Annotated in this window: 11 protein-coding genes; 7 read left to right on the top strand and 4 right to left on the bottom strand. The window is 46.6% G+C overall.

All coding sequences use genetic code 11. The annotated features are described in order from the left end of the window. The first annotated feature begins 5 nt into the window (after positions 1 to 5). Positions 6 to 2309, top strand: coding sequence for an acyl-CoA dehydrogenase (locus GT360_RS09710; RefSeq protein ID WP_164648675.1), 2304 nt, complete (start codon positions 6 to 8; stop codon positions 2307 to 2309). 306 nt (positions 2310 to 2615) lie between these two features. Further along, positions 2616 to 3818, top strand: a complete 1203-nt coding sequence (fabV, locus tag GT360_RS09705) for an enoyl-ACP reductase FabV (RefSeq protein WP_164648674.1) — start codon at positions 2616 to 2618, stop codon at positions 3816 to 3818. Positions 3819 to 3965: 147 nt separating this feature from the next. Here the strand turns inward: fabV and GT360_RS09700 are convergent, their stop codons facing one another. Next, entirely contained in the window at positions 3966 to 4619 is a 654-nt protein-coding gene (locus tag GT360_RS09700) for a pseudouridine synthase (protein ID WP_204274528.1), read from the bottom strand. A gap of 324 nt (positions 4620 to 4943) precedes the next feature. On the opposite strand from GT360_RS09700, the gene GT360_RS09695 reads away from it, so the two are divergent. Then, a complete protein-coding gene (locus tag GT360_RS09695; protein ID WP_164648672.1) occupies positions 4944 to 7166 on the top strand; it encodes an NADP-dependent isocitrate dehydrogenase in 2223 nt (740 codons plus the stop codon). Positions 7167 to 7309: 143 nt separating this feature from the next. Here the strand turns inward: GT360_RS09695 and cspD are convergent, their stop codons facing one another. Continuing rightward, positions 7310 to 7540 carry a cold shock domain-containing protein CspD gene (gene cspD, locus GT360_RS09690; protein WP_164648671.1) on the bottom strand — a complete coding sequence of 77 codons (231 nt, stop codon included), beginning with the start codon at positions 7538 to 7540 and terminating at the stop codon, positions 7310 to 7312. Positions 7541 to 8034: 494 nt separating this feature from the next. On the opposite strand from cspD, the gene clpS reads away from it, so the two are divergent. Both clpS and clpA read left to right on the top strand, forming a co-directional pair. Further along, on the top strand, positions 8035 to 8355 hold the full coding sequence (clpS, locus tag GT360_RS09685) for an ATP-dependent Clp protease adapter ClpS (protein ID WP_164648670.1): 321 nt from the start codon (positions 8035 to 8037) through the stop codon (positions 8353 to 8355). A gap of 85 nt (positions 8356 to 8440) precedes the next feature. Next, entirely contained in the window at positions 8441 to 10717 is a 2277-nt protein-coding gene (clpA, locus tag GT360_RS09680) for an ATP-dependent Clp protease ATP-binding subunit ClpA (RefSeq protein ID WP_164648669.1), read from the top strand. 61 nt (positions 10718 to 10778) lie between these two features. On the opposite strand, the gene GT360_RS09675 is transcribed toward clpA, so the two are convergent. After that, a complete protein-coding gene (locus tag GT360_RS09675; protein WP_164648668.1) occupies positions 10779 to 11414 on the bottom strand; it encodes a YdcF family protein in 636 nt (211 codons plus the stop codon). A 4-nt stretch (positions 11415 to 11418) separates the two neighbouring features. Continuing rightward, on the bottom strand, positions 11419 to 12243 hold the full coding sequence (locus tag GT360_RS09670; protein ID WP_164648667.1) for an NAD-dependent epimerase/dehydratase family protein: 825 nt from the start codon (positions 12241 to 12243) through the stop codon (positions 11419 to 11421). 404 nt (positions 12244 to 12647) lie between these two features. Here GT360_RS09670 and torE point away from each other — a divergent pair, with 404 nt between their 5' ends. Both torE and torC read left to right on the top strand, forming a co-directional pair. Then, entirely contained in the window at positions 12648 to 12824 is a 177-nt protein-coding gene (gene torE, locus GT360_RS09665) for a trimethylamine N-oxide reductase system protein TorE (RefSeq protein WP_164648666.1), read from the top strand. Positions 12825 to 12866: 42 nt separating this feature from the next. After that, the gene (torC, locus tag GT360_RS09660; protein ID WP_164648665.1) at positions 12867 to 14045 is read left to right on the top strand and encodes a pentaheme c-type cytochrome TorC; all 1179 of its coding nucleotides are present in this window, start codon (positions 12867 to 12869) and stop codon (positions 14043 to 14045) included. The last annotated feature ends 22 nt before the right edge of the window (positions 14046 to 14067 follow it).

Genomic DNA, 14067 nt, shown 5'->3' with positions numbered 1-14067 from the left:
AAACCATGAGCTCTCTACGTAAAAAGTGGATCAGTGATCCCGCATTTAAAATGTTCAAAAAGGTGCTCCCACCGCTTTCTAGCACCGAAAAAGAAGCGATGGAAGCGGGTAGTGTTTGGTGGGATGGTGAACTGTTTTCTGGTCAACCAGACTTCACTAAATTGCACCAATACCCAGCGCCAGCACTGAGTGCGGAAGAACAGTCCTTCATGGACAACGAGCTGGAAACCTTGCTCGGTATGCTGGATGATTACGAAATCGTCTCTAAAGACCGTAATTTGCCACCACAGGTGTGGGAGTACATGCGAAAAGAGCGATTTTTCTCACTGATCATTTCCAAAGAGTATGGAGGTAGAGAGTTCTCGGCCCTTGCTAACTCAACTATCGTAAGCCGTTTGGCCACTCGCAGTATCAGCGCAGCCGTGACGGTTATGGTGCCCAACTCATTAGGCCCAGGAGAGCTGCTGTCTCACTACGGAACTCAAGAGCAGAAAGACTACTGGCTGCCACGACTTGCTAACGGTACGGATATCCCTTGCTTTGCATTGACTGGCCCGGAAGCAGGGTCCGACGCTGGCGGTATCCCTGATACTGGTGTCGTCTGTTACGGTGAGCATGAGGGAGAGCAAGTGCTCGGTTTGCGTCTTAACTGGAATAAACGCTATATCACGCTCGCACCTGTCGCTACCGTACTTGGTCTGGCTTTCAAAATGTATGACCCAGAGGGCCTACTCGGAGATAAGCAGGATCTGGGGATTACCTGTGCTCTGATTCCAGCCGACCACACCGGAGTGGAGATTGGTGAACGCCATGACCCAATCGGCCTTGCATTTATGAATGGCCCTACACGGGGCAAAGATGTGTTTATCCCGATGGACTGGTTGATCGGTGGTCAGGACTATGCAGGCAAAGGTTGGCGTATGTTGGTGGAATGTCTGTCAGCGGGGCGAGGTATTTCATTGCCAGCATTGGGTACGGCAATTGGTCACCTGACTTCTAGAACAACGGGTGCCTACGCTTATGTTCGCAAGCAGTTTGGCATGTCTATTGGTAAGTTTGAAGGTGTCGCAGAGGCACTTGGCCGAATAGGTGGATTAACCTATCTACTTGAGGCGTCAAGAACCATGACCACCACGGCGCTTGATCTGAAAGAGAAGCCGGGCATTATCACAGCGATTGCTAAATATCATATGACTGAGATGGCGCGAACCATTTTGAATGATTCGATGGACATTCACTCAGGACGTGCGATTCAGGCGGGCCCAATGAACTATCTCACGTCAGCATACCTTGGTGTGCCAGTCGCCATCACGGTTGAAGGGGCAAACATCCTTACTCGAAACCTAATGATTTTTGGTCAAGGTGCCACACGTTGTCACCCTTATGTTCTCAAAGAGATGGAGGCTGCAGCAAATCCCGATGAGAAAGAGGCAGCCCAGCAGTTTGACGATCTATTGTTTAAGCATATTCGCCATGCAACCAAGAACACCTTTGGCGTATTTGGCGCGGCCTTGACGGGATCTCGTTTTGTTAATGCTCCAATGCCGGGTCCGACAAAACGCTACTATCAAGAGTTGACGCGCCTGAGCAGAGCTTTAGCGGTAAGTGCAGATTTTGCCATGCTGACGCTCGGTGGTGACCTTAAACGTAAAGAGATGATTTCTGCTCGTTTGGGCGATGTGCTGAGCTATCTATATCTAGCGTCATCTGCTTTGAAAAAGTATGAAGATGAGGGACGTCAGCAGCAGGACTTAAACTACGTTCACTACGCGGTGCAACACTGTTTCTACAATGCGGCAAAAGCGTTATCTGATGCATTCCGTAACTATCCGGTTGTGGGTGTGGGCGGGTTGTTGAAAGGGATCGTTTTCCCACTGGGTAATCATTTCAAACAGCCAAGCGATGATCTGACTGTAGAGATCGCTCAAAGCATGATGACTCCAGGGGCACATCGTGAGCGCCTAACCAAACTGTGTTATATCGGTCAAAGCGAAGATGACAGTGTTGGTTTGATGGAACGTGCATTTGTTGCCATGTATGACATCAAAGGTATCGAACGCAAAATCTTTAAAGCGGTAAAAGAGGGCAAGGTGGATAAAAAAGGCATGCTGCAAGATCGTTTAGAGCAGGCATTGCAAGCGGATGTACTGACGCAGGAGGAAGTGGAGCAAGTCCTAGCGGCAGATAAACTTCGCTACCATGCGATTCAGGTTGATCACTTCAGTCATGATTTTGCTGAGGTCAGAACTCAAGATACATTGGGAGGCGGTGAGGATAAAAAGTCTTCGGAGCTTAACAGTGCCGCTTAGAATGTTTTAGGTATTACTTTTCATTACCTGGCAGTGAACGTCGACGAAATGTACAGACTTGGCTGCCAAACTCTGTTTTCATCTTCTATCCTGTTTTCGACCACTCTCTTTGCCGGGCGTGGTCGCTTTTTTTGTGTGGAATGTCACCAATTGTTGGCTTTTAGCAGACAACAATGTTGCGGCAGGCTCAAACTTTGGTGTGAAAGTCATCCAACCACTTGCAAATTTCGTGGAAATTTACACAAACTAGATGCGATTTTAGTGTGAACCTTTTATCCTACTGCCAACTGATAAAGGAAGTTGAATATGATCATCAAACCTCGAATTCGTGGATTTATTTGTACAACAACGCACCCAGTTGGCTGCGAAGCAAATGTAAAAGAACAAATTGCTTACACACAAGCACAAGGCAAAATTGCTAACGCACCAAAGCGTGTACTGGTTATCGGCTCTTCAAGTGGCTACGGTCTCTCTTCTCGTATCGCAGCTGCCTTCGGCGGTGACGCATCAACTATCGGTGTTTTCTTTGAAAAAGAAGGCACAGAGCGTAAGCCAGGCACGGCTGGCTTCTACAATGCCGCGGCATTTGACAAGCTAGCTAATGAAGCGGGTCTTTACTCGAAAAGCTTGAATGGCGACGCGTTCTCAAATGAAGCAAAACAGAAAACGATTGATCTGATCAAAGAAGACTTGGGTCAGGTGGATATGGTGGTTTACTCGTTGGCGTCTCCAGTGCGTAAGATGCCGGAAACGGGTGAGTTGATTCGTTCGGCGCTTAAGCCAATCGGTGAAACTTACACAGCAACGGCGGTAGACACCAATAAAGATGTGATCATCGAAGCGAGCGTAGAGCCTGCAACAGAAGAAGAGATCGCAGATACAGTGACGGTAATGGGCGGTCAAGATTGGGAGTTGTGGATTAATGCACTTTCAGACGCTGGTGTTCTTGCTGACGGTTGCAAGACCGTGGCGTATAGCTACATCGGTACCGAGCTGACATGGCCGATCTACTGGGATGGTGCATTAGGTCAAGCGAAGATGGACCTTGATCGTGCGGCGTCAGCATTGGGTGAAAAGCTGGGCGAAACAGGCGGCACTGCAAACGTAGCCGTATTGAAGTCGGTCGTTACGCAAGCAAGTTCTGCGATTCCAGTTATGCCTTTGTACATCGCGATGGTATTCAAAAAAATGCGTGAAGAGGGCGTACACGAAGGTTGTATGGAGCAAATCTACCGCATGTTTAGCCAGCGTCTATATAAAGAAGATGGCTCGGCACCAGAAGTGGATGAGAAAAACCGTCTGCGCCTTGATGACTGGGAGCTTCGTGAAGACATCCAGCAACACTGTCGTGACCTTTGGCCACAAGTGACTTCAGAGAACCTGAAAGAACTTACAGACTACGTTCAATACAAAGATGAGTTCCTGAAACTATTCGGCTTTGGTGTTGAAGGTGTTGACTATGAAGCTGACGTAAACCCAGCCGTAGAAACCAAGTTCATCGCTATCTAATCCAAGATTACGCAAAGCACCCAGAGAGCCGTTCTTACCAGAAGTAGAGTAAAACGGCTCTTTCTTTTTTACCGGATGTATTAGTCACGGTAGTCTGCTTTAACCTTTAACCTTCAACCTTCAACCTTCAACCTTCAACCTGAACCTCTAAAGTTCAATCTCCTTCCACTCTCCAGGCTGCAACCCACCAAGCTCAATCCCTGCCATAGATGCTCGAATCAACCTCAGAGTCGGAAAACCGATATTTGCCGTCATACGCCTAACCTGGCGATTGCGACCTTCAATGATAGTGATCGATAACCAGGTGGTAGGAATGTTGGCGCGGAAGCGAACTGGAGGGTTACGGTCCCATACAGGTGGCTCAGCCATCACCTCTACGTCTGCTGGCAGAGTCATGCCGTCTTTAAGCTCGACACCTTTACGTAACTTATCTAAATCAGCTTCAGTAGGGGCGCCGTCAACTTGAACCCAGTAGGTTTTTGGCGACTTTGATTTTGGTTGAGTCAACCTTGCTTGAAGTATGCCGTCGTTCGTCAGTACCATTAGCCCTTCGCTGTCGCGATCGAGACGACCAGCCGCATAAACTTCTTTGATTGGAATATAATCGGCTAGCGTTTTTCGACCTTCACCATCGGTAAATTGGCTCAGCGTGTCATAAGGCTTGTTAAAGATGATGACTTTGCGCTCTGCTGGAGAAATAGCTTTTGGCTTAGAGTGATTTTTTCTCACTGGGCGTTTGAAGCGTGTCGAATTTTTCGATGAAGAGGGACGACGTGAAGAGCGCGAATCTCTAGCTGGCATGTTAACTACCTTGCAAAAATGTAACGAAAACGTATGCGGAATTTCTGAATAGAGGCAAAATGCGCTATCATTCGCACGCCCAAAATCAGTATTCGAGCGCAAGATGATAGACTATTTCTCTCATTTTGTTTAATTATGTAGTCTGGAATACGCAAATCACCAAAACAGAGTACTCAAATGATAAGTTGAGTACCAAGACACGAAGTCATCTGTTGAGGCAATAACAATAAGTGAGTAGCAAGAGTGGGGATGAAAATCAGCTTGCTGCTTCAACCATCTCGGCATCATACATCCATTGATGTCGCTAAATTATAGGGAAATTTCATGTCTTCAGAAAAGCCTACAATTATCTATACCATCACTGATGAAGCTCCGGCGTTGGCAACATACTCTCTCCTGCCAATCATTCAGTCTTTTACCGCTTCTTCTGGTATTAATGTAGAAACTCGTGACATCTCACTGGCGGGTCGCATCCTAGCTAACTTTCCAGAACATCTAACTGAAGAGCAACGCATTGGCGATGCACTAGCAGAACTTGGTGAACTGGCGAAAACGCCAGAAGCGAATATCATCAAGTTGCCAAATATTTCAGCTTCAATTCCACAGCTACAAGCTGCAATTAAAGAGCTGCAAGCGCAAGGTTATGCTCTTCCTGATTACCCTGCAGAGCCAAGCACTTATGAAGAAAAGGCAATCAAGGAAACCTACGATAAGATTAAGGGTAGTGCGGTAAACCCAGTACTGCGTGAAGGTAACTCTGACCGTCGCGCACCACTTTCGGTCAAGAACTACGCGAAGAAGAACCCTCATTCGATGGGTGCTTGGTCGGCAGACTCGAAGTCTCACGTTTCAAGCATGAGCGATAGCGATTTCTTTGGTAGTGAAAAATCCACCACGATCGATGGCGCTACAGATGTGTCGATTGAGTTTGTCGCGGCATCAGGTGACAAGAAAACACTTAAGGCTGCTTTCCCTCTACAAGATAAAGAGGTGATTGATTGCTCGGTCATGAACAAGAACGCGCTCGTCCGTTTCTTTGAAGAGCAAATTGAAGAAGCGAAGCAGCAAGACGTTCTGTTGTCTTTACACATGAAAGCAACCATGATGAAAGTCTCTGACCCAGTGATCTTTGGTCACGCGGTTAAGGTGTACTACAAGTCTGTGTTTGATAAATACGGTCAGCTTTTCGATGAGCTAGGTGTAGACGTGAACAATGGTGTGGGTGATGTCTACGCTAAGATTGCTCAGCTACCAGCGGATCAGAAAGCGGAAATCGAGCAAGCACTTGAAGCGGTTTACGAGACGCAGCCACCGTTGGCAATGGTAGATTCAGATCGCGGCATTACGAACTTACATGTTCCAAGTGACATCATTGTTGATGCGTCTATGCCCGCGATGCTGCGCGCATCGGGGCAAATGTGGGGGCCTGACGGTAAGCAAAAAGACACCAAAGCTATGATCCCTGACCGCAGCTATGCGAGCATCTATCAAGCCGTTATCGATTTCTGCAAACAACATGGCGCGTTTGACCCAACGACAATGGGCAGCGTGCCAAACGTGGGCTTGATGGCACAAAAAGCGGAAGAGTATGGCTCTCACGACAAGACTTTCGTCATGGAAACAGAGGGTGAAGTACAAGTCGTTGCTGCTGATGGTAGCGTGCTACTCGCTCAATCTGTTGAACAGGGCGATATCTTCCGTATGTGTCAGGTTAAAGATGCGCCAATTCAGGATTGGGTGAAGCTGGCAGTGACTCGTGCTCGCGCAACGGGTGCACCAGCCGTCTTCTGGCTGGACAAAAATCGTGCGCATGATGCACAGCTGATCAAGAAAGTCGAAGCGTACCTGCCAAACTTTGATACGGAAGGTTTGGACATTCGTATCTTAGCGCCACTGGAAGCGTGTTTAGTCTCTTTAGAGCGTATCAAAGAGGGTTTGGACACTATCTCTGTGACAGGTAATGTACTGCGTGACTATCTGACCGACCTGTTCCCGATTCTAGAGCTTGGTACTTCAGCGAAAATGCTATCGATTGTGCCGCTAATGAATGGAGGTGGCTTGTTTGAGACGGGGGCTGGTGGCTCTGCGCCGAAGCACGTACAGCAGGTACAAAAAGAAAATCACCTGCGTTGGGATTCTTTGGGTGAGTTCCTTGCTCTCGCTGCATCGCTTGAACACTTGAGTACAGTAACAGGCAACGAGAAAGCGCAAGTCTTGGCGCAAGCGCTTGATGCTGCGACAGGCGAGTTCTTAGACAACAACAAGTCGCCTTCCCGTAAGGTGGGTGAGCTGGATAACCGCGGTAGCCACTACTACTTAGCTCGTTATTGGGCAGAAGCACTAGCAGCTCAATCAGCAGATGCCGATCTTGCAGCAGAGTTTGCTCCTATTGCTAAATCACTTCAAGAAGGTGAAGAAGCGATTGTGGCAGAACTTAATAATGCACAAGGTGTAGCCGGTGAATTAGGTGGTTATTACTCACCCAATGATGAGCAAGCGTCTAAATTGATGCGACCAAGCCAAATGCTAAACAGCATTATCGATTAATGACGGACTTGGTTTAATCAACAAAGGTTTAATCAAGAAAATAGAAAGCCCCGTACTGACTAAGTAGTGCGGGGCTTTTTCTATCTTTTGGCCTGTCTTTAGTCGCGCGTTGACGTTAGACACGCTAATTTAAATAAGTCGAACTATTTAGCAGCTTGTGCGAGCTCAAACTCCACAGGTGTGACCGTGCTTGCGTGTGACCCTTTCGGACCTTTCTCCACTTCATACGATACGGTTTGGCCTGCTTTCAGTGTGCGGTAGCCATCCATCTGAATTGTGGAGTAGTGAGCGAAGATATCTCCCTCACCAGACTCTGGACAAATAAAACCAAATCCCTTGGCGTTGTTGAACCATTTAACTGTACCTGTAGCCATGCTTTACATCCCTCATGCATTATTACTTGACGTTGTTACGTGATATTTATCTAGCTGCTGCTAAATTGTTACCCACACTTTCCCAATCTAGACCAAGATTTAGCCAAGTCAATATCTAAGCGTTATATTTGATTACTAATTAGTAATTGGATTCATTTTTGAGATTTACGTTTGTTTAACCTTCCTGAAATCAATGGCCTTGTTGAGCACAGAGCTCAGTGGGTATTGGCGGCTGGTGGCATACTTAATCATAACGTCATTGAGTAGCTACTCAGCAGCGTGATGTTTTTTTCGGCAATCGATCTGCGAAATCAAAAAACTGCGATGATTTTATTTGCAGCGATTCATCGGCTGGATTAGTCTTAAATTGAAGCTGCTAAAAACAATTAACTAACAAAACTAAAACACACTTAACAATTAAAAATGTCGATGAGTTTTAGGCGCTAAGGTGTTAGGATATTTAATTAGTAGCCAATAACAATGTAACTAGGAACATGAGCGGAAATTTTGATTGGGTATCCCCGGATTTTGACCTTTTGGAACGAGAAGAGACGAAGGTTAAACCGCCGGCGATGTATAACGTAATACTTAACAATGATGATTACACTCCAATGGACTTCGTCATTGATATTTTAACGCGCTTTTTCTCAATGGATGAAGACAAAGCGACCCAGACAATGCTTCAAGTTCACTACCAAGGCAAAGCCATTTGTGGCACGTTCACTTCTGAAGTGGCAGAGACGAAAGTCGCGCAAGTCACCATGTATGCAAGAGAGAACGAACACCCACTGCTTTGTACTATGGAGCAAGCCTAACTGGTCAACAACGTACTTTCTTAGGCGGTTCTATAGCAAGCATCAGGATGAGCTTAGTTAGGATATGTTCCGTAAGGGGGTACTTATGCTTAATAAAGAACTAGAGTCGAGTCTCAATAGCGCATTTGGTCGTGCGCGAGATAAAAGACATGAATTTATGACCGTGGAGCACCTCCTACTGGCGTTGTTGGATAACAACGCGGCGAGAGAAGCGCTAACGGCTTGTCAGGCTGATATCGAGGCGCTTCGCCAAGAACTTGATATCTTTATCGACCAAACCACTCCTCTAATTCCAGAAAACGACGACTCACGTGAAACGCAGCCTACGCTTAGCTTCCAACGTGTTCTGCAGCGCGCCGTTTTCCATGTTCAGTCATCTGGGCGCAATGAAGTCTCAGGTGCTAATGTACTCGTCGCGATATTCAGTGAACAAGAGTCTCAAGCGGCATACCTACTCAAGAAGAATGACGTTAGTCGTTTAGATATCGTCAACTTTATTTCCCATGGCATTTCAAAAGACGGCAGCAGTAGCTCGGGCAGTGAGCCTTCGTCGGGCCCTATGGGGGGCGCAGAACCCGTTGAAGAAGCGAGTTCAGAGGATCGACTTGAGAATTTTGCAACTAACCTCAACCAAGTTGCCCGTAACGGCAACATTGATCCATTAATTGGCCGAGACAAAGAGCTTGAGCGCACGATTCAGGTACTTTGCCGTCGTCGCAAAAACAATCCACTGCTTGTGGGTGAAGCGGGCGTAGGTAAAACGGCGATTGCTGAAGGACTTGCTTGGAGAATCGTTGAAGGGCAGGTGCCTGATGTGATTCAAAACAGCATCATTTACTCACTCGACATCGGTTCTTTGCTGGCGGGTACTAAGTACCGCGGTGATTTTGAGAAGCGCTTCAAAGCGATCTTGAAACAGCTGGAAAAAGAGGATGACGCGATTCTGTTTATCGATGAGATTCATACCATCATCGGTGCTGGTGCCGCCTCTGGTGGGCAAGTGGATGCTGCTAACCTAATCAAGCCGTTGTTAAGCAGCGGTAAATTGCGCTGCATCGGTTCAACGACGTACCAGGAATACAGCAACATTTTTGAGAAAGAACGTGCGCTGTCACGTCGTTTCCAAAAAATCGATGTGGTTGAACCCTCTCTTGATGACACCACTAAGATCTTGATGGGGCTGAAACCTAAGTACGAAGAGCACCACGAAGTTCGCTACACCAACAAAGCACTGAGAGCGGCAGTTGAGCTCTCTGCGAAATATATCAATGAACGCCATCTGCCAGACAAAGCGATTGATGTGATTGATGAAGCGGGTGCCCGCAGTCGTCTAACACCTGCAAGTCGTCGCAAGAAAACGGTCGGTGTCGCTGACATTGAATCGATGGTCGCCAAGATGGCACGTATTCCTGAGAAGTCAGTGTCTTCGTCTGACAAAGATACGCTGCAAGCACTCGATAAGAAGATGAAGATGCTGGTGTTTGGACAAGATCCTGCAATTGGTGCATTGAGTGAAGCGATCAAGCTTTCACGTGCTGGACTAGGTGTTGAACACAAACCAGTCGGCTCTTTCCTATTTGCTGGCCCAACGGGTGTGGGTAAAACGGAAGTGACCGTCCAGCTCGCTAAGTTAATGGGTATTGAGCTGCTACGCTTTGATATGTCTGAGTATGGTGAGCGTCATTCTGTGAGCCGTTTGATTGGTGCGCCTCCTGGCTATGTTGGATACGATCAAGGTGGTCTACTGACAGATGCTGTGATTAAGCACCCTCACTCAGTGGTTCTTCTTGATGAGATTGAAAAAGCACACCCTGATATCTTTAACTTGTTGCTGCAAGTGATGGATAATGGCACGTTGACCGATAATAACGGTCGCAAAGCTGACTTCCGCAACGTCATCTTAGTGATGACCACCAACGCTGGTGTACAAGAGACTCAAAAAAAATCGATCGGCTTGATCCAACAGGATCACAGTCACGATGCGATGTCAGAAATCAAGAAAGTGTTTACTCCTGAGTTCCGCAACCGCCTAGACAGCATCATCTGGTTCAATAGCCTAGACGAGCAGGTTATCCATCAAGTGGTGGACAAATTTATTGTTGAGCTGCAAGTTCAGCTTGATGCTCGCGGTGTGTCGCTGGAAGTGGATGAGGATGCTCGCCACTGGTTAGCTAACAAGGGCTATGATAAGGCGATGGGTGCTCGACCTATGGGACGTGTTATTCAAGAACAGCTTAAGAAGCCGCTGGCGAATGAGTTATTGTTTGGCTCTCTCGTCGATGGTGGTACGGTGAAAGTATCGCTCAAAAAAGGTGAGCTTAAGTTTGCGTACATTGGCTCAAAAGAAGAAGCTCTACACTAAAGTTGATCAATCGAAAGTGAAACCGAAGAGTACCATCTCTTCGGTTTTTTTTTGTCTGCGCTTAGCTGCGAGGATAGATATTAAGAATAGTTTGGTAGGCGATAGAGACGTTCTCAGGTATCTCTTGTTCAGTCAGGAACCCAAGTGCGGGGTAAGCTTTGATACGCTCAAAGTCCTCTAACAGTGCGTTGATCACAAAGTCTGATGTAAACACGTCATTGTCTAAATAGTCTATGAACGTACCTGCCTGTGAAGTCACTTGAAGACTTTGGTAGTCTCTCGGCCATTGAGCCTCAAACGTCGCTAAAGCTCTACGTTCCATAAAGGGTTTCTGCACCAGGGTAAATGTATCTGCTTCTGGTAGCACCTCTGCAAGTAACTGAGCCGACAACAATACGTTCTCTCCGGAGTTGCTTGCTTTGTTTTCTATAAAAATAGCTTCTTGAGGCACACCAAGTGAACGCGCAATCAGAGCGAAGGTCTCGGCTTCGGTATGTTCAAACTCACCTTGGGTAAAGCGCCCAAACCCACCCGAAAAGAGAATTTTGTTGGCCACGCCTTGTTGATAAAGAGTCGTAGCGACTTGGGCAACGCGTGTGTCATTGCTGCAAAACACGACAATACAGTCGCTTTTTTGCACTTGGTGATGAAGCTGCATGTAATCCCATAACGTATCAATCGCTTGAAATAGGCGCATAATTCTATTTGTCTCCCAGTGCGTCTAGCGCTTCAAAAATATGTGGGTATTTGAACGTAAAGCCAGTATTTACGAGTTTGTCCGCCATGATCTGTTTGTCAGGTGTATGGACGGGAGCTGGCATCGAAAATGGTTCGTGGTAAAGCCCTGTTGCACGTCGATAAAATTCATACTTGCTGACGGTTTCTGGGGTAGTGACGTTAAATATCTGATTGGTGCCGTTCTCAAGCATAAATACGATAGCAGCGATAACATCGTCCAGATGTACCATATTTGCAGGCGCTTTATCGCTGATTGCTTTTAATCGAGGGGCAAATCTTGCTGGATGACGGTTAGGGCCAATCAAACCAGAGCACCGTAAGATAGAGTATGGAACACCACCGTTGATGACCTCTAGCTCTCCTTTGGAAAGTAAATTTTGTTTACTATCATGCGGTTGTGATGCCAGTTCCCGACACTCGTACATCTTCTCGGCTAAAGTAGGGTAGACACCTGATGTGCTGATCATGATGACTTTTTGTGCCTTAACAGTGTGGGCCAGCTTCGAAAGCTGAGACCAGTTTTCTACGTAATTTGCTGGTTTTTTTGCGCGCAACCCCGGAGGAAAGCAGCCAATGATGATATCTGGACTGAAAGTCTCAAAGGCTTCTTTTTGCTCTTCATTAAGGTCCTTCCCAAGACTTAAAGCGAACGAGTGGTAGCCCTGTTTTTCGAGTAAGAGACAGCCTTCTTGAGTGGTTTTCGTCACAGCAACAATATGACCAAGTCCCTTTAAATGTTTAGCGAGGGGCAGTCCAAGCCAACCCCCTCCAACGACGACAATTTTCAATCTAGTTTCCCTCCTTGAGTCAGGTCGGCTAAATCATAACCTGAAAGTGATTAGGCAGGCACATGTTATCCACATTTTCTGTGGATAACACTGTAAATCAAAGTGAATATTGGGGCTTTGCTAGAGTCAATAAAAAAGAGAGAATTTCTTATTTGTTAATGGTTTGTATCGGCCGTTTCATTCTATAAACTGACATAACCATTAACAAGTTTTCATATAAAAACCCAATCGTTCACATCTCTGGATGAACTCAAAAAAGTGTTGATTAACAAGGGGTGAGGGGCACTTTAACGTTGAAAAAATGTGCCTCAATGGTCTACCATTTTAACTAAGAAGTAGTATTTCAAATTCGTGCTCAATCGAGGGCGGGTCAGTCTTTCAATTACAATTTACAGGCATTATGTATGAGTGATGTTAATAAAATCGACAGCGCAGAGGAGCGTTCACTGGAATGGAAATCATTCTTAGTGATTGCTGTTCTCCTGTTCCCAGTGCTAAGCGTCGCGTTGGTCGGTGGCTACGGCTTTATCGTTTGGATGCTTCAGGTCTTCGTATTCGGTCCTCCTGGTGCTCATGGTTAACACCTAGCTTTGTTTTTAAAGAATCATTAGAGAAGTAATCGTATGTCTTTCATTAAAAAATTGTGGCGCACTATGACGCGCCCCGCTGTACACATTAGCCTTGGTGTACTCACACTCGGTGGTTTCCTCGCCGGTGTCATCTTTTGGGGTGGCTTCAACACAGCCCTAGAGGTAACAAACACGGAAGAGTTCTGTATCAGCTGTCACACGATGCGTGACAATGTTTACGTAGAACTTCAAGATACAGTTCACTGGAAAAATAATTCTGGTGTTCGTGCAACTTGTCCAGACTGTCACGTACCACATAACTGGACAGACAAAATCGCGCGTAAGATGCAGGCTTCAAAAGAAGTTTTTGCACAGATTTTCGGTGATTTAGATACACCTGAAAAATTTGAAGCTCGCCGTTTAGAGCTAGCTCGTCACGAATGGGATCGTTTCTCAGCAAATGGCTCTCTGGAGTGTAAAAACTGTCACAACTATGACTCGATGGACTTCGAGCAGATGTCACCAACAGCACGTATCCAAATGGCTTCGGCAGCTGAACGAGATCAAAGCTGTGTGGATTGTCACAAAGGTATCGCGCACCACCTTCCACAAGACATGGCAGCGGCAAGCGGTATCGTTGGTGACCTAGAGCAAGTTGCCAACAGCACGCGTTACTCAAGTGGTAATGATGTTATCTCAGTTCGCCACTTACCAATGTACACCGATGAGTCGGCTCAAACAGAGGCAGGTCTACTTAGCCCAGCAAGCCAAGTGGCGATCGTGGGCGAAAAAGGCGACATGATTGAAATTCAAATTGACGGTTGGCGTAAAGCGAAAGGCTTTGGTCGAGTCCTTCAAGAAGAGTTTGGTATGAACATTGCGACTGCAATCCTGACTCGTGAAGTGTCGACAAGCGATATCGTTAAAGTGGGTGAGAAGAAAGAAGACGAGCTGACAGGCCTTCCGTGGGAAGAAGTTTCAGTCAATCTATGGATGAAGAAAGAGTCTATGGTGTCTGACTTTGATCCGATCTGGAAAGCAGCGGGTGAAGCTTACGTAACGAACTGTTCAACCTGTCACACGCAACCTGATGAAGCACACTTCAGTGCTAACGGTTGGGTCGGCATGCTAGACGGTATGATCGCATTCGTTAACTTCGATACAGATACAGAGGCGCTAGTACTTAAGTACCTACAGAAGCACTCATCTGATTTCTCTGAAGGCCACCACTAATAAGACGTCAATTGGAGTTAAA

The organism is Vibrio astriarenae, from assembly GCF_010587385.1.
Lineage (GTDB): Bacteria > Pseudomonadota > Gammaproteobacteria > Enterobacterales > Vibrionaceae > Vibrio > Vibrio astriarenae.
This window is presented reverse-complemented; position numbering and strand designations above follow the sequence as displayed.

Bases quoted from the DNA above. Each gene is read 5' to 3' on its own strand.
- GT360_RS09710 (WP_164648675.1), top strand. From the start codon at position 6: ATGAGCTCTCTACGTAAAAAGTGGATCAGTGATCCCGCATTTAAAATG.
- fabV (WP_164648674.1), top strand. From the start codon at position 2,616: ATGATCATCAAACCTCGAATTCGTGGATTTATTTGTACAACAACGCAC.
- GT360_RS09700 (WP_204274528.1), bottom strand. From the start codon at position 4,619: ATGCCAGCTAGAGATTCGCGCTCTTCACGTCGTCCCTCTTCATCGAAA.
- GT360_RS09695 (WP_164648672.1), top strand. From the start codon at position 4,944: ATGTCTTCAGAAAAGCCTACAATTATCTATACCATCACTGATGAAGCT.
- cspD (WP_164648671.1), bottom strand. From the start codon at position 7,540: ATGGCTACAGGTACAGTTAAATGGTTCAACAACGCCAAGGGATTTGGT.
- clpS (WP_164648670.1), top strand. From the start codon at position 8,035: ATGAGCGGAAATTTTGATTGGGTATCCCCGGATTTTGACCTTTTGGAA.
- clpA (WP_164648669.1), top strand. From the start codon at position 8,441: ATGCTTAATAAAGAACTAGAGTCGAGTCTCAATAGCGCATTTGGTCGT.
- GT360_RS09675 (WP_164648668.1), bottom strand. From the start codon at position 11,414: ATGCGCCTATTTCAAGCGATTGATACGTTATGGGATTACATGCAGCTT.
- torE (WP_164648666.1), top strand. From the start codon at position 12,648: ATGAGTGATGTTAATAAAATCGACAGCGCAGAGGAGCGTTCACTGGAA.
- torC (WP_164648665.1), top strand. From the start codon at position 12,867: ATGTCTTTCATTAAAAAATTGTGGCGCACTATGACGCGCCCCGCTGTA.